General features: G+C 38.4%; 26 protein-coding genes and 1 other annotated feature. Of the genes, 11 read left to right on the top strand and 15 right to left on the bottom strand.

Annotation, left to right across the window (positions count from 1 at the left end; all coding sequences use genetic code 11):
* Positions 1-3: 3 nt before the first annotated feature.
* The 4 genes from ytpR to pepA form a co-directional block, all read right to left on the bottom strand.
* A complete protein-coding gene (ytpR, locus tag IGJ53_RS01375) occupies positions 4-609 on the bottom strand; it encodes a YtpR family tRNA-binding protein (protein WP_010731808.1) in 606 nt (201 codons plus the stop codon).
* 316 nt (positions 610-925) lie between these two features.
* Positions 926-1,390: a universal stress protein gene (locus tag IGJ53_RS01370; protein WP_002292633.1), complete on the bottom strand. Its 465-nt coding sequence runs from the start codon at positions 1,388-1,390 to the stop codon at positions 926-928.
* Positions 1,391-1,411: 21 nt separating this feature from the next.
* On the bottom strand, positions 1,412-1,732 hold the full coding sequence (locus IGJ53_RS01365) for a thioredoxin family protein (protein WP_002374322.1): 321 nt from the start codon (positions 1,730-1,732) through the stop codon (positions 1,412-1,414).
* 142 nt (positions 1,733-1,874) lie between these two features.
* Complete coding sequence (gene pepA / locus IGJ53_RS01360) at positions 1,875-2,954, bottom strand: glutamyl aminopeptidase (RefSeq protein WP_002294156.1); 1,080 nt, start codon at positions 2,952-2,954, stop codon at positions 1,875-1,877.
* Between the two features lie 199 nt (positions 2,955-3,153).
* Here pepA and IGJ53_RS01355 point away from each other — a divergent pair, with 199 nt between their 5' ends.
* The 4 genes from IGJ53_RS01355 (at position 3,154) to IGJ53_RS01340 (ending at position 7,629) form a co-directional block, all read left to right on the top strand.
* The gene (locus IGJ53_RS01355; protein WP_002292629.1) at positions 3,154-3,504 is read left to right on the top strand and encodes a PepSY domain-containing protein; all 351 of its coding nucleotides are present in this window, start codon (positions 3,154-3,156) and stop codon (positions 3,502-3,504) included.
* 182 nt (positions 3,505-3,686) lie between these two features.
* Positions 3,687-4,640 carry a glycosyltransferase family 2 protein gene (locus IGJ53_RS01350; RefSeq protein WP_002374319.1) on the top strand — a complete coding sequence of 318 codons (954 nt, stop codon included), beginning with the start codon at positions 3,687-3,689 and terminating at the stop codon, positions 4,638-4,640.
* A 12-nt stretch (positions 4,641-4,652) separates the two neighbouring features.
* Positions 4,653-6,440 carry a DUF6020 family protein gene (locus IGJ53_RS01345; protein ID WP_010731807.1) on the top strand — a complete coding sequence of 596 codons (1,788 nt, stop codon included), beginning with the start codon at positions 4,653-4,655 and terminating at the stop codon, positions 6,438-6,440.
* Positions 6,427-7,629, top strand: coding sequence for a hypothetical protein (locus tag IGJ53_RS01340; RefSeq protein ID WP_002374316.1), 1,203 nt, complete (start codon positions 6,427-6,429; stop codon positions 7,627-7,629). The genes IGJ53_RS01345 and IGJ53_RS01340 overlap by 14 nt, the downstream gene beginning before the upstream one ends.
* 75 nt (positions 7,630-7,704) lie before the next feature.
* On the opposite strand, the gene pepV is transcribed toward IGJ53_RS01340, so the two are convergent.
* Entirely contained in the window at positions 7,705-9,123 is a 1,419-nt protein-coding gene (pepV, locus tag IGJ53_RS01335; protein ID WP_002294157.1) for a dipeptidase PepV, read from the bottom strand.
* A gap of 148 nt (positions 9,124-9,271) precedes the next feature.
* Here pepV and IGJ53_RS01330 point away from each other — a divergent pair, with 148 nt between their 5' ends.
* The 3 genes from IGJ53_RS01330 (at position 9,272) to IGJ53_RS01320 (ending at position 10,806) form a co-directional block, all read left to right on the top strand.
* The gene (locus IGJ53_RS01330) at positions 9,272-10,117 is read left to right on the top strand and encodes an NAD(P)H-hydrate dehydratase (RefSeq protein ID WP_010731806.1); all 846 of its coding nucleotides are present in this window, start codon (positions 9,272-9,274) and stop codon (positions 10,115-10,117) included.
* Between the two features lie 3 nt (positions 10,118-10,120).
* Positions 10,121-10,561: an acyl-CoA thioesterase gene (locus IGJ53_RS01325; protein ID WP_002292625.1), complete on the top strand. Its 441-nt coding sequence runs from the start codon at positions 10,121-10,123 to the stop codon at positions 10,559-10,561.
* A gap of 77 nt (positions 10,562-10,638) precedes the next feature.
* Positions 10,639-10,806, top strand: coding sequence for a hypothetical protein (locus tag IGJ53_RS01320; protein ID WP_002292624.1), 168 nt, complete (start codon positions 10,639-10,641; stop codon positions 10,804-10,806).
* Positions 10,807-11,172: 366 nt separating this feature from the next.
* On the opposite strand, the gene IGJ53_RS01315 is transcribed toward IGJ53_RS01320, so the two are convergent.
* Together IGJ53_RS01315 and IGJ53_RS01310 are read right to left on the bottom strand one after the other, a co-directional pair.
* Positions 11,173-11,601 (bottom strand): hypothetical protein, encoded by a 429-nt coding sequence (locus IGJ53_RS01315; protein WP_010731805.1) that lies wholly within the window; start codon positions 11,599-11,601, stop codon positions 11,173-11,175.
* Positions 11,598-12,104, bottom strand: coding sequence for a hypothetical protein (locus tag IGJ53_RS01310; RefSeq protein WP_195670335.1), 507 nt, complete (start codon positions 12,102-12,104; stop codon positions 11,598-11,600). Before IGJ53_RS01310 ends, IGJ53_RS01315 begins: the two co-directional genes overlap by 4 nt.
* A 333-nt stretch (positions 12,105-12,437) precedes the next feature.
* Here IGJ53_RS01310 and IGJ53_RS01305 point away from each other — a divergent pair, with 333 nt between their 5' ends.
* On the top strand, positions 12,438-13,124 hold the full coding sequence (locus tag IGJ53_RS01305) for a GntR family transcriptional regulator (RefSeq protein ID WP_002312480.1): 687 nt from the start codon (positions 12,438-12,440) through the stop codon (positions 13,122-13,124).
* A gap of 394 nt (positions 13,125-13,518) precedes the next feature.
* Here IGJ53_RS01305 and IGJ53_RS01300 read toward each other — a convergent pair whose 3' ends face one another.
* The 6 genes from IGJ53_RS01300 to infC form a co-directional block, all read right to left on the bottom strand.
* Positions 13,519-14,208, bottom strand: coding sequence for a hypothetical protein (locus IGJ53_RS01300; protein WP_010731803.1), 690 nt, complete (start codon positions 14,206-14,208; stop codon positions 13,519-13,521).
* Positions 14,183-16,312, bottom strand: coding sequence for a hydantoinase/oxoprolinase family protein (locus IGJ53_RS01295; protein WP_438749369.1), 2,130 nt, complete (start codon positions 16,310-16,312; stop codon positions 14,183-14,185). The genes IGJ53_RS01300 and IGJ53_RS01295 overlap by 26 nt, the downstream gene beginning before the upstream one ends.
* 47 nt (positions 16,313-16,359) lie before the next feature.
* Entirely contained in the window at positions 16,360-17,697 is a 1,338-nt protein-coding gene (locus IGJ53_RS01290; protein ID WP_010731801.1) for a hypothetical protein, read from the bottom strand.
* Between the two features lie 251 nt (positions 17,698-17,948).
* Positions 17,949-18,308 (bottom strand): 50S ribosomal protein L20, encoded by a 360-nt coding sequence (gene rplT, locus IGJ53_RS01285; RefSeq protein ID WP_002293355.1) that lies wholly within the window; start codon positions 18,306-18,308, stop codon positions 17,949-17,951.
* A gap of 52 nt (positions 18,309-18,360) precedes the next feature.
* Complete coding sequence (gene rpmI / locus IGJ53_RS01280; RefSeq protein ID WP_002289309.1) at positions 18,361-18,561, bottom strand: 50S ribosomal protein L35; 201 nt, start codon at positions 18,559-18,561, stop codon at positions 18,361-18,363.
* Positions 18,562-18,632: 71 nt separating this feature from the next.
* Positions 18,633-19,157 carry a translation initiation factor IF-3 gene (gene infC, locus IGJ53_RS01275; RefSeq protein ID WP_002293357.1) on the bottom strand — a complete coding sequence of 175 codons (525 nt, stop codon included), beginning with the start codon at positions 19,155-19,157 and terminating at the stop codon, positions 18,633-18,635.
* Positions 19,158-19,201: 44 nt separating this feature from the next.
* Positions 19,202-19,327, bottom strand: a sequence feature (ribosomal protein L20 leader region).
* A gap of 150 nt (positions 19,328-19,477) precedes the next feature.
* Here infC and IGJ53_RS01270 point away from each other — a divergent pair.
* Positions 19,478-20,110 (top strand): pentapeptide repeat-containing protein, encoded by a 633-nt coding sequence (locus IGJ53_RS01270; RefSeq protein WP_259742045.1) that lies wholly within the window; start codon positions 19,478-19,480, stop codon positions 20,108-20,110.
* A gap of 1 nt (position 20,111) precedes the next feature.
* Here IGJ53_RS01270 and IGJ53_RS01265 read toward each other — a convergent pair whose 3' ends face one another.
* Both IGJ53_RS01265 and IGJ53_RS01260 read right to left on the bottom strand, forming a co-directional pair.
* Positions 20,112-21,017, bottom strand: coding sequence for a magnesium transporter CorA family protein (locus IGJ53_RS01265; protein ID WP_002313988.1), 906 nt, complete (start codon positions 21,015-21,017; stop codon positions 20,112-20,114).
* Positions 21,018-21,099: 82 nt separating this feature from the next.
* On the bottom strand, positions 21,100-21,759 hold the full coding sequence (locus tag IGJ53_RS01260) for a deoxynucleoside kinase (protein ID WP_002293362.1): 660 nt from the start codon (positions 21,757-21,759) through the stop codon (positions 21,100-21,102).
* 315 nt (positions 21,760-22,074) lie between these two features.
* Here IGJ53_RS01260 and mvk point away from each other — a divergent pair, with 315 nt between their 5' ends.
* Complete coding sequence (gene mvk, locus IGJ53_RS01255; RefSeq protein WP_010731800.1) at positions 22,075-23,019, top strand: mevalonate kinase; 945 nt, start codon at positions 22,075-22,077, stop codon at positions 23,017-23,019.
* Positions 23,012-23,989: a diphosphomevalonate decarboxylase gene (gene mvaD, locus IGJ53_RS01250; RefSeq protein ID WP_010731799.1), complete on the top strand. Its 978-nt coding sequence runs from the start codon at positions 23,012-23,014 to the stop codon at positions 23,987-23,989. The genes mvk and mvaD overlap by 8 nt, the downstream gene beginning before the upstream one ends.
* Positions 23,990-24,000: the final 11 nt, after the last annotated feature.

The following is a 24,000-nucleotide window of genomic DNA, read 5'->3' as shown; positions in this document are numbered from 1 at the left end:
TCTTTATTTTGGAAATGCTTCTCCGACTACGGCATCCTCAGGCAATACTAAGATTCCTTTTTTTGCTGGAGCATTTGGCAATTGCAATTCACGAGCGGAACAAATCATTCCATAGCTGTCTACCCCTCGCAAAGTTCCTGGCCAGATCATCATTCCATCCGGCATCATGGCTCCTGGTTTTGCAACGACAACTTTTTGTCCAGCTTCGATATTTGGTGCACCGCAAACGATTTGCAATACTGTCCCATTGTCTACTTCTGTCTCAGTAATCGATAAATGGTCAGAGTCAGGATGTGGAACGCATGTTTTGACATACCCGACAACGATCTTCGGTTCACGATCAGCTTCAAGCTGTTCTTCGAATCCTGCTTCTTTGATCAATCGATTCAATTTCGCTAATTCTTCATCTGTTAAGCTTACTTGGCCGTTCCCTTCGATTGTTAGATGATCGGAGATATGGAAAAAGTTCCAAGCAACAACTTGACCTTGTTCATCTTTGATCCGAGCAACATTCCATTTACGTTCAACAGTGTTTTCTGTTCCTTTATCGTCGGCTATGATAACCATCAAAGTGTCTCCGACGTGTGCTTTGTTATAAGCAAAAATCATGTTCTTTCCTCCATTATCCTTTGCTGAGATTTATCTTAACAAAAAATTGCATTCACTGCATGAGATTTTTTTCATGCTTTATTTCCTAGTTTTCACAAAATAGAAGAGATTGTAACAGAAGTGGTCAGCTTCAAGAAATAAGAAGGAATTTACGAAAATTGCTTCTCGAATTTTTGTGAAATTTCGGCTTATTTTTCGAAGAAGCTACTTCTGGAACACCATTTATTCGTAACAAGGGACTGTGACAAGACTTTTGTCACAGTCCCTTTACTGTTTTTAGTGAATTGATTAAAAAGGTTATACAAATTCCACTTGCTTAATTACTTGGCTGTTCTTCTTCGTCAGAAACGATCAAGACATCACAAGGTGAATGACGTATGACGTAGCTGGCTACACTTCCTGTCATAAAGCGTTCGACTGCATTTAGTCCAGACTGCCCAACCATGATTAGATCGATTGCATATTTTTTTGGCAATTTGACTGCCATGGATTCACGAACAGAGCCGTAGGCAATAATTCCTTCTATATTTGTGTAATCAACAGATTTCCCATATTCTTTACATTCTTCGATCATTTGCTTGGCTGTTTCAGTTTGCTGATCGACTAGATTTTGATCAATAGGAGCATAGCCCATAAAGTTATAAAATTGCTGATCGATTACATTTGCTACATATACTTTCCCATTATTACGGCGAGCCACTTCTACCGCTTTTTTGAAAGCAGCAAGTGCTTGTTCACTACCGTCGATACCTACTAAAATGTTCTTATATTCTTGATTCATCTTGACCCCTCCTAACAGATGTCAGCCTTTTGTTACACTTTCTAGGAACGATTCAATTTCCTGTTTTGTTTTACGATCTTTATTCACTAGACGACCTAATTCTTTTCCGTCTTGGATCACGACAAAACTTGGGATACCAAAAATGTTCCATTCAGCGGCTACATCTATGTACTTGTCACGGTCTACTTCAATAAATTGCCAATCAGAAAAGTCATTTTCGATTTCAGGCATTTGCGGTTTGATAAAACGGCAGTCTCCGCACCAGCCGGCAGTAAAGAAAAATATACTCTTTCCAGTTTCTACGTAGCCTGCTAATTCTTCTAAACTATTTGGGATAATCATTCTTTTTCCTCTACTTTCTCTTTATGTATTTTTCAATTAAATTATACACCTTTCTTACGAACTAACAAACATTGATCCTCTTTTTATAAAAAAAATCTGACAAAAGGTTTCTTTTGCCAGATTTTATAGTTTCACTATCGCGTTATTTTCCGTATACGATCGTATTCACTGTTGATTTATCCAAACCTTTCAGTGTTTGAATCAACATTTCTCGTGCAGCTTCAAAATCGCGAATACTGAACATCGTTTGATGCGTATGGATATAACGCCCCACTACGCCAATCACTGTACTTGGGATTCCTTCATTTTGTGTATGAGCAGCACCTGCATCTGTACCGCCTTTTGAAACAAAGTATTGATAAGGGATATTGTTTGTTTCAGCGATATCCAGCAAGTATTCACGCAAACGAGGAAGCATGATCAAACCTGGATCTTGGATACGCATCAATGTACCTTCTCCTAAATGTCCGAATGTGCCATTTTTCGTCACTGTGTCATCTGCTGCAGAGCAGTCTACTGCAAAGAACAGATCTGGCTTGAATTTATTGACAGAAGCTTTAGAACCACGCAAGCCTACTTCTTCTTGGACATTCGCGCCTGCAATCAATGTATGACCTAATGTTTCATTTTGTAACGCTTCTAAAGCTTCTAATACCATTGTACAGCCATAGCGGTTGTCCCATGATTTACTGATAATATTCTTTCCGTTGGCTGTTTTGATTGTTTCAGCGTAAGGAACGATTGTGTCTCCTGGAAGGACACCGTAACTCATTGCCTCTTCTCTTGATTCAAACCCAGCATCGAACAAAATATCTGTTACTTCTACTGATTTTTGTCCGCTTGTTCCTCGCAATAAATGTGGGGGAACGGAAGAAGAAATACATGGGTAATTCTTACCAGTAGAGGTTTTAAGTGTAAAACGTTGAGCAGAAACAACGTAAGGGTTCCAGCCGCCTAGAGGTACGACTTTAAAAAGTCCGTTTTCTTGGATTTGTGTCAGCATGAATCCGACTTCATCCATATGTGCTGCGACCATTACACGAGGTGCATCCGCTTCTTCATGGTGGCGCAGCCCAAAAATGCCGCCCAAACCATCTAACTGTAACTCATCTACCAGCGGTTCCATATGACTTTCCATATAAGCGCGAACGTCTTGTTCAAAACCGCTTGTTCCTTGTAATTCTGTTAACTCTTTGATTCGTTGAAATGTTTTTTCTTCCATATGCTATTCGTCTAAATTTCAGACTAAACTCCTCTCAGACTTATATTGATCTACGGATAAAATATGATTTTTTCTGCAGACCGATCGTATTTATTATAGCTTATTTTTTCTGGTAGCGGTTATTTATTTCAAAGAAAATATGAGAGTGTGGTAAAATAAGCACAAGGAGTAGCAAGTGAGAAGAAGGAGGTATATCCACATGTATGAAGAAAGCGAATTAAGCTATTTTAAAGGCGGGTTAGCCGTTGGGATCGGTCTAGGATTATTGAGCGGGGTAGCTTCAACGATTTGGTATCATCGCAAAAAAGTGTTATCAGCAGACCAAGTGCTTGAAAATATCAAAACATCTTTTTTAAAAGAAGGCGCAATCGAAGGTTCTTGGATCTCTTTTGAAAAAGAACCTATTAGGAAATTCGCCGTTCGGTCGAGTGCTTATCGGGGTGGGCTTTCCCGGATAGAAGATGGCGAAACTGTTTATTATGAATTTTTAGCAGATGCTCATACAGGAACCGTATTAGACATTTCAAGAAAAAAGGGCGCAATAGATTAATACGTCAAAAATGAAATAACGAATACGCACCCACTATCTAAAAGAGAGGTATCCTATCCTTCTTTTATAGTGGGTGGTTTTTATAAAAATAGGGCTATTTCCTCTTAGAATAGCTAGTATTTATAGTTATTATACGGTATTCTTGAAATAAGATTAGTTTTATTATATAAGGAGAGTGACAAATGGAATCACGTGAAAAAATTGCCGTGCTCATTCCTTGTTATAACGAAGAGGCGACAATTTCAACTGTTATTGAAGATTTTAAAAGGGAATTACCAGAAGCAGATATTTATGTCTATGATAATAATTCGACCGATCGAACATACGAATTGGCCGTTCAAGGTGGAGCAATCGTAAAGAAAGAACCACGTCAAGGAAAAGGAAATGTAATCCGTCAAATGTTTTTTGATATTGATGCCGATTATTATTTGATGGTAGATGGTGATGATACTTATCCTGCAGAAGCTGCACATGGTTTGCTTGAGAAATTACGTTCTGGCGAAGCAGATATGGTCATTGGCGATCGTCTATCAAATGGAACCTATTTTGATGAAAATAAGCGTCCTTTCCATGATTTTGGGAATAATCTGGTTAAAAATACAATTACTTACTTATATAAAACAAAAATTCGCGATGTCATGACCGGCTATCGAGGATTCAATCGAATTTTTGTCAAAAGCTTCCCTATTATGAGTTCTGGTTTTCAAATCGAAACAGAATTGACGATCCATGCTTTAGATAAAAAATTCAAGTTCGTTGAGATTCCAATCGATTATCGCGATCGTCCTGAAGGTAGCGAATCAAAATTGAATACATTCTCTGACGGATTCAAAGTGATCATGATGATCATCAAAATGTGCAAAGATTATAAACCTTTGCTTTTCTTTGGGATCTGGACTATCTTCTTCTTTTTATTTGGATTGGTCACAGGGATTCCTGTGATTCGTGAATATATGCTGACAAGCTTTATTACACGCATCCCTTCTGCGATTTTAAGTACGGGATTGATGACTTTAGCCCTTCTTTCATTAGTAACAGGGTTGATTTTGGATACGGTCGTCACAAATGCCAAGAAAGAATATGAATTGAATTTATACCATGTCTACCACGAATATCAAAATAAAGAAATGAAGTAGGAGGCCTTTTTTATGCATAAGAAAAAGGAGAATCTATTTCCTGCTTTTTTTGCAACTTTATTTGCGTCAGGTTTTGCTTTTTTTACTTCTTATGGTTTAGGAACTTTGAATCCAGCAGTAATCATTGGTTTAGCCATGGTTTTGCTACTTGCTTTTAAGCAATATGGAATAGAGTTGTTTTCAATAAAAAACAAAGTGGCAGCTATTGCCCGATTGTTTTTTTCTGCAGCTTTTGCTCTTACACTTTCTATTGGCAGACAGATACAATTTCAGTATGTCTCAGCAAACTATACAAAGACAACGATTGCTGATGGAAGTATTTTTTACTTTCTTGTTTTTTTCTCCGTTTTTGTGTATTCTTTTTTATTTTTACAATCGATTTATTTATCAATGCCAAAACTGGAAACATTTTTTACTGCTAAAAACGCACAGGCTTTCTCTTCAAGAAAATATTTTTTATTCTTTACTGTCTTTTTAGTTCTGTGTTGGCTTCCTTATCTGTTGGCATTGTATCCTGGAGTGGTTTTGCCTGATTCGTTAAGTTCGGTCGCCCAATCTATGGGTGATGTTCCTATAAGCAATCATCATCCCGTCTTATTCACCTTGCTGGTCAAGCTATTTGTTCATGATTTACCAACTGATACGATCAATCACGGTGTATTTTTATTTTCTATTTTCCAAACATTGATAACAGCTTCAGCGATAAGCTATTCTCTTTGCTGGCTGTTAAAAAGAAACATCCATTTTTTTCCGGTACTCATTAGTTTATGCTATTTTGCATTTGCACCGGTTTTTCCAATTTACGCCTTGAACATGCAAAAAGATACTTTGTTCTCTATCGCTTGCTTTTTATTTTCCTTAGCGGTTTTTGACTTTATTTTTCAACAAGAAAAGCCAACGATTCTCAATCAGATTTACGTAATCATCCTTGCTTTACTGACTACCTATCTAAGAAATAATGGGATTTATGTAGTAATCGCCACAGGTTTGATTTGCGGCTTGATTGTTTTGAAACAAAAAAGGTATCAAGCATTCTTTCAAGTGGTACTCGGTTATACAGTGATTGCTGGACTACTCATCCACCCGTTGATGGCTCGTTATGCTATTCCTACAGAAACTGCTGAACAATTAGGTATTCCTTTGCAGCAAATTTCTAGAACTATTGTTATGGATGGTGACTTGTCTAAGAAAGATAAAGCATTCATGAATCAGCTACTCCCGATAAAAGATTATGAAGCGTATTCTCCTAGTCTCGCAGACTCAATCAAGTGGCATAAAAATTTTAACAATGAATTTTTGAATACACATAAAAAAGAATTTCTATCACTATGGGCAAGAAATTTACCAAGTAATATAAAAATTTATACAGATGCTTATATTTTAGAAACGTTCGGGTTCTGGGTACCTGGTACAAAAAATAGTTACGGCTTTTTAGATACTCGTGTAAATACGAATAATTATGGGATAAAACAAGTAGATTTGATTGAACATCTTACTGGATTGTCAGGAATGAAAAGAATCATCGATGCTCGTGATTTCTTTGGTTCCGGCACATTACTGTGGTTAGCTATCGGCAGTGCACTTTTAGCAATCTTTAAGAAGAAACATCGGTATCTACTCCTTTTTCTTCCCGGTATGCTTGTTTTTGCTACTATTATGATTGCTACTCCTGTGGCTTTTAGTTTACGGTATGTGTTTGTTTTAGCATTAGGTTTGCCTGTCTATATCCTCTCTCCTTTTTTACTAGATAAAAGAGAAAAAATGAAAACAGATATAGGAGATACTCATGAAACTATTTAAAAAGATATTTTTTGCTTTTGTTTTCTTGATTGCTAGCTATTGCGTACTGCTGACAATTACTTTTGTCATTCCGCAGCATTCTATTGAATCAAATGCAGAAAAATCTCTACAGATGGTTGAAAAAGAAGGGATGTATCCTTCTATCAATCAAGGAAATATGCTAGGTACTCGGTTAGATAACTTTACTGATCATTTGATGATACGAAAAACAAAAGCAGACCCTGAATTGAACCCATTGGAGAATGCGATGTCTATGGCGGATTATCCTCGTTATTGGCATGGTTATCAGCTCTTTTTGCGACCTTTATTGCTAGTGATGAGTTTAGGTAGCATTCGGATGATCTACGCAGCTGTTCTTTTTCTGTTGATTGGGTTAACGAGCTACTTTTTAATCAAGCGTAGCGACATCTATTTAGCGATAGCCTTATTAATCTCGCTTGTTATAGGAAATGCCGCAATCTTTTTCTTCAGTATGCAGTTTTCAAATATTTGGATTTTGACATTATTGTCTGTATTACTATTTTTAACAAAACCGCAATTGTTCAAGACCAATCAACAATTATTCTTGTATTTCTTTGTCATTGGTTCTTTAGCTAACTTTTTTGACTTGTTGACAACACCGGTCATCTCTTGGGGGATACCCGTGATCATTATTTACTATGTAACAAATAAGTATTTAATGGATAAACGCAGTTCATTGAGCAAACAAGTAGGCAGTTTTGTTTTTACCGGTATCTTTTGGGGATTAGGCTATGGTTTGACATGGGTGACTAAATGGATCCTATCATCGATCATATTGAACAAAAACATTGTAAAAGATGCAATCAACCAAATCCTCTTTCGAACGGAAGGAAACGACAAATACCCGTTGCATCGATTAGAGATGCTGAAAAGCAATATTAGATTGATGTATCCAAAAGTAGCAATATTATTGCTATTGATTACTTGTCTTGTTTTTCTCTATTTTGCTTATCGTAAACGAAATAGCTGGCGTCCGTTCCAACTTCTAGTTTTGTTTGTCTTAGCTGCTGTAACGCCGTATATTTGGTACAACATTTTAGCTAATCACTCACAGATTCATTATTGGTTTACGTATCGTACGCAAATCATCACAAGTTTTGCTATACTTAGTGCTTTCGCCTTTTTGATCCCTCCTGAGAAATCAAAAGACGAACTGAATTACTTTTAGGAAGACCGATGTACTGATTCATTTTTAAACATAAAAACTCCAGCTATCAGAGATAGCCGGAGTTTTTTAGTATTTTTATTTCGCCAAACGATAGATAGCATCTGCATAGATTGCTGTTGCTCTGAACAAGTCATCAAGACTCATAAATTCGTTTGCTTGGTGCATTGTATCAGTATATCCTGGGAACATCGCTCCATAAGCAACGCCACGTTTCAACAAACGTCCGTAAGTTCCGCCACCGATGATTTGTTCGTAGCCTTTTTCTCCAGTGTGGTCTTCATAGACTTGCAATAATGTAGCCACCAATGGATCATCCATTGGTACGTAATGTGGTTCCATTACGCGAGCACCTCGAGTAACTGTTGCGCCTTCTTGGCCCACTGTTTGTTCGATGTCACTTTGCAATCCGTCTACTGTTACACCTTTTGGAAAACGGAAATTCATATTGATGAAGTTCGCTTCTTCTGTACCATTTTCTTCAAAAGCAAATAGTCCAGCATTCATTGTCAATTTGCCCATTTTTTCATCTTCATAAGCGACACCTAGTTTTTCTCCATAGAAATCTTCATGGACATAAGCTGCTGCTACATGGATAAATTGTTTAGCAGATCCTAAGAATTCATAGTTATCTAAGAACAATGCCAAGAAAGAACCTGCATTGATACCTGATTGTGGGCTTGCACCATGTGCACCTTTACCAACTAATTCGATTTTTACATACGTATTGTCTGCTTCAATCGTTCCGCTTACTGGATTTGCTTCGATGAATTGGTAAAATGCTTCTTCCATCGCGATAGCTGCATCTGCACTTGGTACTTGAAGTGCTGCAGTTGCTGTTCCTGGCACCATGTTTTCACGAAGTCCGGAAACAAAAGATTTCAATACATAATCTCCTGCATTGTCGCCTTTGAATCGTAAAGCTAAAGAAACATTTCCTTTTTCACCATTGATGATCGGAAATTCAGCATCTGGCGAGAAACCAAAATCTGGTTCTTCTTCATGTTCGAAATAATAAGCCATATCGCCCCAGCCGCTTTCTTCATCACTACCGACTACGAAACGCACTTTTTTCGATAGTTTCAAGTCAAGTTCTTTAATGATTTTCATCGCATAGTAAGCTGCCATACTTGGGCCTTTGTCATCACTTGATCCACGTGCAAAGATCTTTCCATCCTTGATTACTGGTTCATAAGGATCTGTGTCCCAGCCATCTCCTGCAGGAACGACATCCATGTGTCCAAATATCCCTAGTGTTTCGTCTCCTTCGCCAAGATCAATATGCCCTGCATAGTTATCGACATTTTTTACTTTAAATCCATCACGTTCACCATAAGCTAACATATGTTTTAATGCGTCGCGAGGTCCAGGTCCAAATGGTGCATCTGGTGTTACTTTTGAGTCGTCTCGCTCGCTGTTGACACGTAAAAGATTTTTTAAGTCTTCAAGCAAGTCTTCTTTACGTGCTTCTACTTCTTTTTGCCAATCAATTGTCATAAAGTTAATCCTCCACTTATTTAAGTCTTCGTGTTCATGATACCACAAATTACAGAAAAAAATAGTTCAAAAAATCTGACAATTCCTTTTCTTATCTGTTTTTCTCTAAAAAAAATATACGTTATAATAAGTAAAAGGAGGTTTTTTGATGCTGATAGACGAACAACTAGTGAAAAGAGTCATCACACCTCGTCCAAAAATTTCACATAAAGGAACATTTGGACGTGTCGTTTTGATTGGCGGCAATGAACAATACGGCGGGGCAATCATCATGAGTGCTTTAGCTGCCGTACACAGTGGAGCGGGTCTCACGACAGTAGTAACGGATGAAAAAAATCGGAGTGCCCTTCACAGTCATCTGCCAGAAGCAATGATCGTAGATTGGACGGATACTGACCAGTTTCTTTCCGTGATAAAGCAAGCAGATGTACTCTTGATTGGTCCCGGATTGGGCACTTCTTCCAAGAGTTTGGAACGTTTCAAACAAGTACTAGAAAACCAATCAAAAGAACAATGGCTGGTGATCGATGGCTCTGCTTTAAGTTTACTGGCTGCTAACCATCTTTCGCTACCCTATCCCGAACAAACAGTACTTACACCTCATCAAATGGAGTGGCAACGGTTGAGTGCTCTAACGATACAAGAACAACGGGATGAAGAAAACAAAAAGAAGCAACAGGAAATCGGTGCTGCGATCGTTTTGAAAAGTCATGAGACAAAAATTTATGGTCACCAACACTTCTACACCAATCCTTTAGGTTCAGCTGCTATGGCAACAGGCGGCATGGGTGACACTTTAGCAGGAATGATCACAGGATTCTTCGCCCAATTCCCTCAAAATGACCAAACGATTGCGGCAGCTGTTTATCTTCATAGTTTCATCGGAGACCAGCTAGCAAAAGAACAATATGTCGTTTTGCCTACACAGATCAGCGAAGCACTTCCGAAGTGGATGAATTATTTTTGTAAAAAATCAATGGAAAACGAGGCATGAATCATGGAGAAATTTACAGGTTATGTACGAGAACCTTTTTATTATGAAACAGATCAAATGGGGATTATTCATCATAGCAATTATATCCGCTGGTTTGAAGAGGCTCGGGTAGCCTTATTGGTACATCTAGGGTTTCCCTATAAAAAAATTGAAGAATCTGGGATCATTATCCCCGTTCTGGAAGTAAATTGCAGCTATAAAGAAATGATCCATTACGGAGAAAAAGTGAGCATCCATCCAACTATCCAAAAATATACGGGGACACGTTTGGATTTTAGCTACGAAATTGTGGGAACTGAAGACAAAAAATTAAAAACTATTGGTAGCAGTAAACACTGTTTCTTACTTTCTGATTCGCAACGATTAGTGAAGCTGAGCAAAGTCAATCCGGAGCTAGATCAGTTATTCCAAGCGTACGCTTCTCTGGATAATGCTATTTCTTAATAAAAAACCGTCTAAGCATTTTTCTTGTATTGTGTCGAGTAGTTCGTATAATGAAAAGAAAAAAGCAGGTGATCCCCATGTATGTCGTTAAAGTAATGCACGGTTACATCGATAAAACTGGCTGCCGCACTCGGGAAAAAAACTTAGACAATCTGCTCATTTTCAAAGACAAAAAAGAATCCGAAGCTTTTGCTAAAAGAATCGGCGGTCGTGTCAAACCGATCCAAGAGGTACGGCCAGATTGATCATCTATACTGACAAGGAGGTTGCGACAGAAGTGATCAACTTCAATAAATAAGAAGAAATTTACAAAAGTTACTTCTCAAATTTTTGTAAATTTTGACTTATTTTTCGAAAATTCTACTTCTGCAACACCGTATATAAGAGGATGTGAAAATGGTTTCTTACATTTTTTGCATAATTTTGACTTCATACCGAGAAACTGGCTTTTGACGTTTATTTGAAAAAAGGAAGATGATATGTTTTTTGTCATTTCCCCTTTTTTCAAATCAATTACACATTATACACCGACATTATCTTAACTACATGTACATTCGTATGTTGAAAAACAGTTGTGGTTAACTCATTTTTATCGTGCTAAGGGAAAAAATTCACTTGATGATGAATTGTAGCTGACTTTCAGCATTCACATTTGATAAATCAATCGTAATTTCTCCAGTCACATCTTCACTGTTAGTTTTAGAAGATTCTTTTTTGTATAATCTAGTAACCAGTACTTCTTTCCCATTTTCTGAAATCTCTTTACTTACAAAATACCCCAAAAAAGTATATCCTTTATCGAGCTTATAACTGACTTTTAACACAGTGCTGTCCGCCACAACACCCAAAATTTCACTTTTTTCTAAATACGAATTATTTTCCAAAGGGGATGTCTCGCTACCAGAAAAAATAATTTTTAGGGTATCACCTTCCAATTGTTTGTCCTGCTCTTCCCCGTAAACAGAATGAACACTTACTATCCCCACTAATAAAAAAATTACAAGTAATAAAGATTTTCTTACACGTTTAGAATTTTTCATTCTACATACCCACTGAATACATAATCACGAGAAGAGTAAAATTGAACATACGCTCTCGTTCCAGCATTTCCCAAAGAAACAGTCCCTGTAGCAACTCTTCCTGACGCTACATCAATATTTAAATAAGGCGCATGACTTGTTTGGTTTCTGATACTCACATTAATGGTATTATGTCCTTGATTATGGAAATAATACCGATACGTGGTTTTTCCAGTCATTAAATTATTAGAATACAAAAATACTCCTCCTTGAGAAGACGCTTGCATATTCATTCGACCTTGTGTAGCGACATTCCACACAGAAGTAGGATAATTCCAACCTTTACTTAATTTTGGGTAAACCCCTATTAAGTCATTAGCGACGTGGTTTACATTAGATTCATCAACTGTAATAGCATGGCCTATATCAGTATCATAGTCAGAAATAGAGTCAGCCTGAGCTACAACACCTGTACCTACAGTTAACATACCTAAAGTTAAAGCAAGACACAATTTTTTCATCATATTACCTCCTAAAATATTATTTTTATCAACCTAATGACAGCGCATAAAAAATGTGGTTAAAACCAGAATATGTTTACTGAAAAAGATGATAACAGACTCGCAGTAAGATCATAATATAAAATAATTGACCTAACAAAACATCTTTCTAATTACGCTTACGAAAGAAAGCGTTCTCTTAGAATTGATCATATCTTTACTTCAATTAAATGTATAGCATTATTTTTTATAATCTTTATGACTTGTTATAGTCACCACACTGTCGGTAGCTACTTTCTACGTTTTGTAAGCGATTTATGTTATAATAGATTATACTTACACAGAAAGGAAGTTTTAATGGGTATCAATAATTTGCAGCAGCAAGCTTATGAATCTATCCGTAAACAGATCATTTATTCCGAGTTAGCACCTGGAAGTAAAATCTCCGATAAAGTGTTAGAAGAACAACTAGCTATCGGACGCACACCGATTCGGGAAGCACTGATTCAGCTTCGTAATCAGGAGCTTGTAAAAACCATTCCACAGTCCGGCACCTATGTTTCAAAAATCGATATCCGATCTGCTTCATTAGCCCGTTATACGCGGGAAAAGCTGGAAAAACCGATCCTGCAAGAATGTAGTGCGAAAATGACAGCGCAAGATCAAGCTAAACTAGAAAAAATATTAGAACAAACCGATCAGGCAGTGATCGCTCAAAATAAAAAAGCTTTTTTTGATTTGGATACTGATTTCCACCGAACTTGTTATGAAATTGCTGGAAAACGAGAGATTTGGGACTGGCTGGAAAGTTATAGTACGCACTTGAACCGTTTCAGATGGTTGCGTTTGACGATTTCAGAATTAGATTGGGGTCGAGTATTAGATGAACATCAGACAATGCTTCAATCAATGATTGATCATAACTTTGATGAAGTCGGGTTTCTTTGTACGATGCATTTACATATGATTATCGAAGAGCAAGAATACGTAATTCATAATTACCCCGATTATTTTGAAGATATTCAGGAAAGACCCATCAAATAAAGGGACTGTGACAAAAATCATGTCACAGTCCCTTTCAGTGTTCTCCTGCCAACTCCTCGGTCACAAGTCACAATATCATCAAACATGAGAAGCTGTTTTTTGAAATTGCTCCTTGTGACTCGGAGCTGAACGGCAGGTTCACGACCTCTTTCTTAAACGGTGCTCAAAAGCTTGCATCTGCGGTAATAAGCCCAACCAAACGAAAAATATGAGGAACTATTTTTGTTTGGCTGTTCTTATGACTTGATGCAGGACAGCTTTTTCACAACCTCTGATTCACGGTGTTCCAGAAGTAGCTTCTTTGAAATAAGCCGAAATGTCACAAAAATTTGAGAAGCAATTTTCGTAAATTTCTTCTTATTTCTTGAAGCTGCCCATTTCTGTCACAACCTCTTTATTTGTGAGCAAAATCATACTCCGCACATCTTTTTTCTATTTCTTTTATTTCTTCTAAGATCCCTTGGCTATGCGTTTCATTATATGGCCAAAGCAAGACTGCCTCTAATACATAAGGCGAAAAACGGCTTTGATTCATCTCTTTTGAAAAACTCATCGCTGCTATCTCGCTCAATGCACGAATGTTTGATTGGTGTGTATAAAAAGGCAGCCGCCATAGCACAATTTTTTCGTTTTGAGTATAAATCCCCTTAACAGAAGCTTCGATGTGGTGAAATAGTTCATGTCCAATAATCAAAGCTTGCGCTGTTTCTTTAGAGATCGAAGTAAGTCCTGAACATTTTAATTTTTCTAACGGCTCCGTCATCAATCGGATCCCTTCATCTTCTGCATAAGTTGCAAAAGTGATTCGTTCGTTTATTTGCTCTGATTCACAGGAAACGATTGGAACAGCCATTTGTTCACAAATTTCTCCTACATCGGCAAAAGGGTACTTTTTTTTGATGCTACATGCCGTTTCGATACCACAATCGATTGATTGTTGTATGAGGATTTTCTGCTTGGACAAAGGGATCTTTTTCCAAAACAAATCTCGCTGAAACTGGTAGAATCCCCAAATTTCTTCGGGGATCTGTTGTAATTCGTTTAGTAACTCTTCTAACTTATGTTTGTTTGATGTTTCCGGCAACGACGATCACTTCTTCCTCTGGTTCCATAGTAGATACTTCCAGATCCATCAAAAGCTGTAGTTGTTCCAGATCCGTCGCTGTAAAATCAGAGACTCTTGCTCCTAAACAGAGATAAAATTCTGGTCGGGCGATCAACTCAGTTTGATAAACTGCCATATCTTCCCAAAGTTGTTCGACTGCTGCCATATAATTAGCTGCAGTTGTTTTCAGACAAGAAGCATGTCCACGTTGGACCTTGATAAATCCTTTTTGGTCGATGATCCGAAGACTTCCAGCATTTTTTGAACGATTCTGTTCGCCGCATACATAAAAGAAAGGTGTATTTTCCAATAAGCAAACTTCATTTTTATTTAATCGCATATCCTCTGCAGCAAGCTCTAGTGCTTCTTCTGTTGTGATCTCCTTGGTTAGATCGGTTGCTTTCACTTCCGTAGAACCAGTAGCGATAGCCGTTACTTTTGAAGTCTGTGGATCGATTTCTACGTGGACTTCGATCGATTCTGGCGTAGCACCTGATTCAATCGCCTTATTCATCGCTTCATTTTTCAATGATCGGATATCTTCTTTACTTGGTGAAGGAATGATACGTTCTACAACATCTCGGACCATTGCAAGTGCTACACCAATAGAAGAGATCACTTCAGCATTTTCAGGGATGGAATATTTCACACCCATTTTATTGCTGAAGTAAGTAATCAAAGAGGCAGCGCCGCTCCCTACACCTACAAGAGAAATCTGATCTTTCTCCAAATGATACTTGTCTGCCAATTCTAAAATCACTGGTTCAATCTTAGCATAGGATTTTTCCATGATCTGCTCTGCTATGTCTTCAACCGTCGTATGACAATAGTCTGCTAATGCCTGTATGGCTTTTCGTGCAGATGGGACATTTCCATAAGAAAAATGTTCTTCTTGCACTAATCCAAGGACATTGGCTGCACATGTATTTGTAATAGTCACTTCTTCTCCGTCTTCCATCACTACTTTGACGTAATCAGCAGGGTCTCCTTCTTTAGGAGAGAAAAATTCAACCTTAGGACCTTTGATTTTTTCTGTCTCCGTAAATACTGCATAATCTAAACCGGCAATATGTGCAGAACGTGGACCGACATCGATGATTCCTGACTGATTAGCCCGTACCATCGAACCGCCTGCCACCCCTAGAACCCGAACATCTAATGAAGAGATATATGTTGGGTGGCCACCTACAATTGAATAATCGATTGCTGGACGTCCATTTTTAATGACCCCGATATTGGTTGTCGTTCCGCCTACTTCAAAATAAACACCATTAGACGCTCTCAAGTACATCAAAGAGCCCATGACTGATGCTGCTGGACCGGAAAGCATGGTTAAAACAGGTCGTTTTTTCATTTCATTGATTTCCATTACTCCGCCGTCTCCGCGCATGATCATCAAAGAGACATTGACCCCTGCTTCTCGTACAGAGTCTTCTGTCGATGTTGCCGTATCTAACATTTTTGGTAAAATAGACGCATTGATTGCTGCTGTCCGAGTTCTTCTTGTCAATCCATATAATTTTGTGATGTCAGAAGCCATCGTTGTAGGAATTGATTTTACCGATGCTGCTTCATAAACGACCCGTTCTGGTTCCCCATTATCTACTCCAAATGCCATAGAAGAAACCAAGACTTCCGCTCTTTCTCTTTCTAGAGAAGAAATCGTTTCTGAAACACGGTCTACATTTAAGTGTTTGACAGGTAAGAATGCATTGACGATCTCTATTTTTTTCTTATTCCCTAAATCGATATCGTTCAATCTAGTTTGTCGTTTTGCTAAAAAACCTTCTAATCCACCTTTTGCCATTCCGATTACACCGACTTTTGCTACGTCCCCTTCAATCAGCGCATTCGTCGCTTGCGTAGTAGAATGTGCAACAAAAACAACGTCTTCTGGACTAATATTATTTTCCCGCAAACAATTTTGAAAAGATCGAACGACTCCTGCAGCTACCCCACGAACATCATCGTGGGTCGTTTTCACTGAAGACTTTCCGATGATTTCATGTGTCGCATTATCAATTGCCACTGCTTTCGTATGCGTACCACCGACATCAATTCCCATTCGCACAAAACGTTTCATTTTCTTTTCCTCCATTCATCTAATCATTTCTATCGACGTTTTGTTTACTAGGCATTCCCGTACAAGAAGAATGTAATCAGACATAAGATCACACCGATGATCCAACCAGTTGGGATGGATTTCTTCATGTATTCTCGAGACGTTACTTTTGTATACCCTAATCCCCAAGCGACCCAAGATTGTGTAATATCTAAATGCTGAGGGGCAATCGTTGTGATTGCAAACAATGGGAACAAAAAGGCTGGCGACATTGTTGGGTTCACAGCTAATACAACAGCTAAAATAGCTGATCCTGAACCGACTAGATTCATTGGACCGCGGAAAAATCCTAGTGGTGTCAATATAGCAAATACGATTGCCAAGACTAAAGGTGATTGCGGTATCAAATCTCCGAAAATAGCTGAAAAATAAGGAGAAGCGTACGCAGCTGAGTTATTGAACATCGCTAAGGTCATCAAGAAACCAACCATTGGTGCGACATCGACTGCGCCATCTGTAAATAATTTTGCAAATTGACGACAGATTTCTTTATAACCTCCGCGCAATTTTCCAGTAAACAGCAATGCCCAAATACCTGCTAGAATAAAACCTAAGATAATTGGGAGATCTAACAAAACGACCCCTAAAACTGGTAATAATACGGCTAACCATGAGATCATTGGTGCGTCGCCGCCTTCAGCCGGTACGTTTGCTGCCATTGCATAGCGTTTCTTTTTATTCATTGATATATTAGCCACCGTTAGTACAACAACTAAACTTACAACCATCCCAATCATACCGATTTGGAAATAGTCATTATACGTATAACTTTCAGCGGCTGGATTGAAACCAGCGTAAATCGTTTGATACTGTTTGAAGTTGACGATATTAGCAAAGATCCCAGCCATGATCGAGCCCATAAATGAGAACAACGCAACCGGTACTGAGATTCCTAAAGACATCAAGATCGGTAAAACAATGACTGCGATAGAAATCACTGGTCCAATTCCTGTCATCGACATGAATATAACAGCGGTTACAACGCACAGCAAACTCATCGTGATTCTTGGTTTGTCCCCTCCAAGTTCGACTACTTTACGAATCAGTGTGGCTGCTATCCCGCTATCTACTAGAACACGCCCGAAAAAGGCACCAAAGAAGACATTTACCAAGATCGATTTGGCGTACTCAGCAGGTCCAGTCGTATAGATATGCGTCAATACATCAATTACTCCTTGCCCTTCCATCGCCGGGTTCGGCGAAAACGTGTTTCCGACTAGCGCTAATCCCATCCATACAGTCGCCATGATGGCAAAACCGACCATCAAGTTGTAGCCCTTTACACAGTACCAGACCATGAAAAAGAATGAGATAACTAACAAAATACCAATAATAATATCACTCATGTTATTCCTCCGTCCATTTTATTTTTCTGATAAACAAACTAATATATCAGTCAAGTTCATTCTAACTGATGTAGTTAGCGCTTTCATTAGAGGATGACCATAAATGTTCGAATTTCAATTAAAAAACCTTAATTATGCTATTTTAGACTTATACGTTGTTATCCCGTTTTATATGGTGAAGAATTGTAAACAAAAAAAGAGGAAAGAACATAACTTTTCGTTATCTTCTTTCCTCTTTATAATTTTTTAGCTTATTTAGCCAAAGCGTCTTTTGCTTGGTCAGCCAATGCAGTAAATGCTGCTGCATCGTTTACAGCCAAGTCAGCTAACATTTTGCGGTTGATGTCGATTTCAGCAACTTTCAAACCGTGCATTAATTTTGAGTAGCTCAAGCCATTCATACGAGCTGCTGCGTTGATACGAGCAATCCACAATTTACGGAAGTCGCGTTTCTTTTGACGACGATCGCGATATGCGTAGTTGTATGAATTCATTACTTGTTCTTTTGCTGTTTTAAATAAAGTGTGTTTTGAACCGTAGTAACCTTTTGCTAATTTTAGCACTCTTTTACGACGTTTACGAGTTACTGTTCCACCTTTAACACGTGCCATGTATAATTCCTCCTAATAAAAATAAATCTTCAGATTCTGTTATTTGTACTTCTTATTTCATTTTTGCTAGTTGTTGGCGAATACGCTTGAAGTCGCCACTAGAAACCATGCTTGCTTTACGCAATTGACGGCGTTGTTTTTTTGTTTTGCCGTGGAAACGGTGACTTGTAAACGCGCGGAAGCGTTTCAATCCGCCTTTACCAGTACGTTTGAAACGTTTTGCTGATCCGCGGTGTGTTTTTTGTTTTGGCATGACTATATTTCCTCCTCAAAATCTTTCGTTATCCGACTATCGGCTGTCCAACAGCCAGTTAGTCATTCAAATTACTTACTGTCGTTTTTCGGTGCCAGCGTCAAGAACATGCTGCGTCCGTCCATTTTCGCTTTTTGTTCCACTGTTGCAATATCAGCAGTTTCTTCAGCTAAGCGATTCAAGACTTTTTGACCAATTTCTTTATGGGTAATGGCACGGCCTTTGAAACGGATAGAAGCTTTCACTTTATCGCCCTTTTCCAAGAACTTACGTGCATTACGAAGTTTTGTATTGAAGTCATTCAAGTCGATCGTAGGACTTAAGCGAACTTCTTTTACATTGATCACCTTTTGTTTTTTACGCGCTTCGCGGTCTTTCTTTTGTTGTTCGAAACGGTATTTACCGTAGTCCATGATTCGCGCAACTGGTGGTTTCGCACCAGGGGCAACTAACACAAGATCCAAGTTTGCTTGTTCTGCAATATTCAATGCTTCTGCTTTTGTCTTAACTCCTAATTGCTCACCATCTGAACCGATCAATCGTAACTCTCGTGCACGAATGCCGTCGTTAACCATCATATCCTTTGCTATGGTCATTCACCTCCAAATATTATGAGAGAAAGAAAAGCTTACCGAATAAACGGCAATAAAAAAAACGAGTTCTCTTACAGAACCCGCGCGTACTTCACCTAATAGAACCAGTGAAAACTATCTAGCCCAGTGACATTATCAACTAAGGCGAGAAGCGGGTGCTTCTGCTTTTATTTCTCAACCATCATAGTATAGCAAAAACCAATCCTTCTGTCAATGTTTTTCATACAGTTTTTCTTCCTTTTCTGAAAATGATTGGTCTAGCAGACTTTCTAGCAGTGATTCCCGCTTCTTTGCTATACTAAAGAAAAACGAGGTGAATCCAAATGAAAAAAATCGAACCTCTCCCACCTTCTCTTCCTCCTCTGACAAAAGGAGATTTTTATTTAGAAGATGAAGAAATCCTCTCTGGTCTTCTGATCAATGGAGGTGATCAAAGCTATCTTGATGCCAAAAATATGGTATTAAGAGAGAGTCATGTCCAAAAACTGACCATGCAAAAAACAGCTTTACGTCATTTTGAATGCAGTAATGTCATTTTTGAAAAGTGTGATTTGTCCAATCTGGAGTGGATTGGTGGCAGTTTCCACCAAGTCGTGTTTCATCAATGTAAATTAACAGGTACGAATTTTGCCGAAAGTTATCTTAGAGACTGCACTTTCACTGACTGCATTGCTTCGATGGCTTCCTTTAGCAGCACAAACTTGAAAGCCGTATCCTTCGATCATTGCCAGTTAGAAGACAGCGAATTTTATGAGGTCACTTGGAAAAATCTTTTTTTGTCTGACAATCAGTTAACTGGTTCGAATTGGTTCCGAACTTCTCTGAAGAAATTAGACTTTACGACTAATTTCTTCACTGCCATTGCTTTATCTCAAGATTATTTGGCAGGACTGATCGTCAATCAGGAGCAAGCACTTGTGATTGCTCAAGCCCTTGGTTTGCAGATCAAAGACTAGATCAACGAATCCGCCGCCATAGTGCAATGAGCATCCAAACAGATAAAACCAGACTGATGATCAAGGCGATTCCCCATCCGAAAACGGAATGGGTAAATGGTAGCTTAAGATTCATCCCGAAAAATCCTGTCACAATAGTCGGTACAGTCAAGATCAGCGACCAGACAGTCAAAAACTTCATCGTGTCATTTAAATTGTTATTCAGTAAATTATTATAAGTGCCAGAAAGCTGATCTAAAATCTGCGAAGCTAAGTTCGTCATTTCAACTGCTTGTCGTGCTTCGATCAGTGCATCGTCCAACTCTTCCTTTTCCTTTTCTGACAACTTGCGATAAATGGCTAATGCCTTGATTTGTTCCAAAAGTACTACATTTTGTTTTGTTCCTGTAACTAAGTAAACCAAACCGATCTCTAAATCTGAAAGTTGCAGTAGATTCTTGTTTGTTGTTTTTTCCCTTAACTTTAGGTTGAGCCGTTGACGTTCGCTATTTACTTCCTCGATTAAAGGAAAAAAGGAATCAGAAATTAAAAATAATGTACGAAACAATAAACTGTATACACTCATGTCTGGCATTCGCTCCAAAAGTGATCGAATCAGTCGAATCACATACTCGGTATTCGGCGTGGTAAATGTAAACAAACCATCTTCTTTTAAAATAAAAGCGATAGGACTAGTTTCGTAATGATTATCGACTTTTTGTTGGTGCGGGACATTTGATACAAGTAGCAACGCTTCATCAAAAGAGTCATACTCTACGCGTGCCCGCTCATTTTTATCTAGAGAATAAGTCAGCATCTCATCGCTGATGCCATATTCTTCTTTTAAATTTTTAACAGCTAGCACATCATCTTGCTGTATATTGATCCAAAAATTACGTTCTTGATTAAAATAGTGTTTTTCTCGCATACTCCATCCTCCTGATATTTATTTCTAGTATAAAGAAAAAAGCTACTCAAATAAAGGCATCCTTTTTTTGAGTAGCTTTAAATCAAATGGCTAATTCAGTTTGGCGGATTTCTGCTAATTTTTCTTCGATCATTTTCAAGACTTCTTCTTTTGCTTGAGGATCTTCCACAAAATTATAGCGATCTCCATCGATTTGGATTTTTGGACTTTCTTTGTATTCTTCATACCATTGATCATACCGTCTGTTCAATTCTTTGTAATAATCGTACAGACTTGGGTCAAAGGACAATTGTTCATACGAACGACCACGTTTCTCGATCCGTTCTAGCATCGTATCAAAAGATACACGAATATGAACTAATAAATCCGGGTGTTTTTTATGGGCAGCATAGGGCAGTTCTTCCATCATGTTTTCCAGCAGTTCATCATACACACGAACTTCCGTTTCCGTCGCTCTTCCTAGATCTGCGTTTAGATGGAAAAGCAGCGAATCTTCATAAATCGAACGGTCCAATACATTATTGTCATCTTTCATTGCTTGTTTGATGCTTGCAAAACGTTTATTCAAAAAATAAATTTGCAGCAAAAAAGCATACTGTTCAGGGTTTGCATAAAATAAGGGCAAGACTTCATTATCATCAATTGATTCATAAAATGCCTGACTATCAAAGTGTTCAGCCATCATTTCTGTCAAACTTGATTTTCCGGCACCAATTGTACCTGCTAAAACGATCACGCTCATTTACCTCCAGCTCACTTCATCACTAAATATTGTGTTTAACTCCAACCTTTTTAAATATACCCCCAATATCTAGTAGTGTCAATTGTATTTTTTACTAGTCAAAAAAGAAAAAAGGTCAAAAAATTCTTAAGAAAAAAAGGTTTTTCCTTTAGAAAACGTATTCTTAGTTTTACTTCTGGGATGATTTTAGTAAAATAAAGAAGGAATGTTTTTTGAGACCCTTAGCGGACAAAAAATTTCGTGAAGCAGCGCAACTCGTTTTGGGCGCTTTATTTTTTGCTTAAAAATCACTTTTACGTGAGAAGGAGTTAGATTATGGCAAACTATGGCCAAGGAGAATCAAGCGGAAAGATTATCTTGATGGGCGAGCACGCGGTTGTTTATGGAGAACCGGCGATTGCCTTTCCTTTTTATGCAACAAAAGTCACCGCATTCCTTGAAGAGCTGGATGCAATGGACGATCAATTGGTTTCTTCCTACTATTCAGGAAATTTAGCCGAAGCTCCTCATACATTAAAAAATATCAAAAAATTATTCATCCATTTAAAAAAAGAGCATGATATCCATAAAAACTTGCAACTAACCATCGAAAGCACGATTCCTGCTGAACGTGGAATGGGATCAAGTGCTGCGGTCGCCACAGCAGTTACTCGTGCTTTTTATGATTACTTAGCACTCCCTTTGTCTCGTGAAATACTATTAGAGAATGTACAACTTTCGGAAAAAATCGCACATGGCAATCCTAGTGGGATCGATGCAGCCGCTACTAGCAGCTTGCAACCAATTTATTTTACAAAAGGGCATCCTTTTGATTATTTTTCTTTGAATATCGATGCTTTTTTGATTGTCGCTGATACAGGAATCAAAGGACAAACAAGAGAAGCCGTCAAAGATGTCGCTCACCTGTTTGAAATACAACCACATGAAACTGGACAAATGATCCAAAAATTAGGATACTTGACAAAGCAAGCGAAGCAAGCAATCATTGAAAATTCACCAGAAATGTTAGCTCAAACAATGGATGAATCACAATCACTTCTGGAAAAACTGACGATCAGCAACGATTTCCTTGATTTACTGATCCAAACAGCTAAAGATACCGGCGCATTAGGTGCCAAATTAACTGGCGGTGGACGCGGTGGCTGCATGATTGCATTAGCACAAACAAAAACAAAAGCCCAAGAAATCAGTCAAGCACTTGAAGATGCGGGTGCGGCTGAAACTTGGATACAAGGATTAGGAGTACATACCTATGTTTAAAGGCAAAGCACGCGCATATACCAACATTGCCCTAATCAAATATTGGGGTAAGAAAAATGAAGCACTCATCCTTCCGATGAACAACAGTCTTTCGTTGACATTGGATGCATTTTATACCGAAACAGAAGTCATCTTTTCTGATAGCTATATAGCAGATGAATTTTATCTAGATGACACCTTGCAAGACGAAAAAGCAACAAAAAAAGTTAGTCAGTTTCTTGACCTTTTTCGTAAAGAAGCCGGCATCTCACTAAAAGCTTCAGTAATCAGTCAGAATTTCGTTCCTACCGCAGCCGGATTAGCATCCTCTGCTAGCGGGCTAGCTGCTTTAGCAGGAGCTTGTAATACTGCCCTTAAGCTTGGATTAGACGATCTTTCTCTTTCAAGATTTGCTCGACGCGGGTCTGGTTCAGCTTGCCGAAGTATTTTTGGTGGTTTCGTCGAATGGGAAAAAGGTCATGATGACTTAAGCTCTTATGCCAAGCCAGTCCCTTCTGATTCTTTCGAAGACGAGCTAGCAATGGTTTTCATTTTGATCAACGACCAGAAAAAAGAAGTGTCTAGCAGAAATGGGATGCGTCGGACAGTCGAAACATCCAGTTTTTATCAAGGCTGGTTAGATTCCGTTGAAGGGGATCTATATCAATTGAAACAAGCAATCAAAACAAAAGATTTCCAACTTCTCGGAGAAACGATGGAAAGAAACGGACTAAAAATGCACGGAACGACTTTAGCTGCCCAACCACCTTTCACTTACTGGTCTCCTGACAGCTTAAAAGCGATGGATGCGGTGCGGCAATTGAGAAAGCAAGGCATTCCATGCTACTTTACGATGGATGCTGGCCCTAATGTCAAAGTTTTAGTGGAAAACAGCCATTTATCTGAGGTACAAGAAACATTTACCAAATTATTTAGCAAAGAACAAGTAATTACTGCCCACGCTGGTCCAGGAATTGCGATTATTGAATAAAGGGAGATTTT

It is taken from the genome of Enterococcus sp. DIV1283b, assembly GCF_051710965.1.
Lineage (GTDB): Bacteria > Bacillota > Bacilli > Lactobacillales > Enterococcaceae > Enterococcus_B > Enterococcus_B lactis.
Note: the sequence above shows the minus strand (reverse complement) of the source record. Positions and strands in the feature narration are given on the sequence as shown.

Coding starts and splice junctions, on each gene's coding strand:
- IGJ53_RS01320 (WP_002292624.1), top strand. CDS start 10,639: ATGTATGTCGTTAAAGTAATGCACGGTTACATCGATAAAACTGGCTGC.
- IGJ53_RS01260 (WP_002293362.1), bottom strand. CDS start 21,759: ATGAGCGTGATCGTTTTAGCAGGTACAATTGGTGCCGGAAAATCAAGT.
- IGJ53_RS01310 (WP_195670335.1), bottom strand. CDS start 12,104: ATGATGAAAAAATTGTGTCTTGCTTTAACTTTAGGTATGTTAACTGTA.
- IGJ53_RS01355 (WP_002292629.1), top strand. CDS start 3,154: ATGTATGAAGAAAGCGAATTAAGCTATTTTAAAGGCGGGTTAGCCGTT.
- IGJ53_RS01270 (WP_259742045.1), top strand. CDS start 19,478: ATGAAAAAAATCGAACCTCTCCCACCTTCTCTTCCTCCTCTGACAAAA.
- IGJ53_RS01325 (WP_002292625.1), top strand. CDS start 10,121: ATGGAGAAATTTACAGGTTATGTACGAGAACCTTTTTATTATGAAACA.
- IGJ53_RS01370 (WP_002292633.1), bottom strand. CDS start 1,390: ATGAATCAAGAATATAAGAACATTTTAGTAGGTATCGACGGTAGTGAA.
- IGJ53_RS01265 (WP_002313988.1), bottom strand. CDS start 21,017: ATGCGAGAAAAACACTATTTTAATCAAGAACGTAATTTTTGGATCAAT.
- IGJ53_RS01340 (WP_002374316.1), top strand. CDS start 6,427: ATGAAACTATTTAAAAAGATATTTTTTGCTTTTGTTTTCTTGATTGCT.
- rplT (WP_002293355.1), bottom strand. CDS start 18,308: ATGGCACGTGTTAAAGGTGGAACAGTAACTCGTAAACGTCGTAAAAGA.
- pepV (WP_002294157.1), bottom strand. CDS start 9,123: ATGACAATTGATTGGCAAAAAGAAGTAGAAGCACGTAAAGAAGACTTG.
- IGJ53_RS01315 (WP_010731805.1), bottom strand. CDS start 11,601: ATGAAAAATTCTAAACGTGTAAGAAAATCTTTATTACTTGTAATTTTT.
- ytpR (WP_010731808.1), bottom strand. CDS start 609: ATGATTTTTGCTTATAACAAAGCACACGTCGGAGACACTTTGATGGTT.
- mvaD (WP_010731799.1), top strand. CDS start 23,012: ATGTTTAAAGGCAAAGCACGCGCATATACCAACATTGCCCTAATCAAA.
- mvk (WP_010731800.1), top strand. CDS start 22,075: ATGGCAAACTATGGCCAAGGAGAATCAAGCGGAAAGATTATCTTGATG.
- IGJ53_RS01365 (WP_002374322.1), bottom strand. CDS start 1,732: ATGATTATCCCAAATAGTTTAGAAGAATTAGCAGGCTACGTAGAAACT.
- IGJ53_RS01345 (WP_010731807.1), top strand. CDS start 4,653: ATGCATAAGAAAAAGGAGAATCTATTTCCTGCTTTTTTTGCAACTTTA.
- IGJ53_RS01290 (WP_010731801.1), bottom strand. CDS start 17,697: ATGAGTGATATTATTATTGGTATTTTGTTAGTTATCTCATTCTTTTTC.
- IGJ53_RS01350 (WP_002374319.1), top strand. CDS start 3,687: ATGGAATCACGTGAAAAAATTGCCGTGCTCATTCCTTGTTATAACGAA.
- infC (WP_002293357.1), bottom strand. CDS start 19,157: ATGACCATAGCAAAGGATATGATGGTTAACGACGGCATTCGTGCACGA.
- IGJ53_RS01330 (WP_010731806.1), top strand. CDS start 9,272: ATGCTGATAGACGAACAACTAGTGAAAAGAGTCATCACACCTCGTCCA.
- IGJ53_RS01305 (WP_002312480.1), top strand. CDS start 12,438: ATGGGTATCAATAATTTGCAGCAGCAAGCTTATGAATCTATCCGTAAA.
- pepA (WP_002294156.1), bottom strand. CDS start 2,954: ATGGAAGAAAAAACATTTCAACGAATCAAAGAGTTAACAGAATTACAA.
- IGJ53_RS01295 (WP_438749369.1), bottom strand. CDS start 16,312: ATGAAACGTTTTGTGCGAATGGGAATTGATGTCGGTGGTACGCATACG.
- rpmI (WP_002289309.1), bottom strand. CDS start 18,561: ATGCCAAAACAAAAAACACACCGCGGATCAGCAAAACGTTTCAAACGT.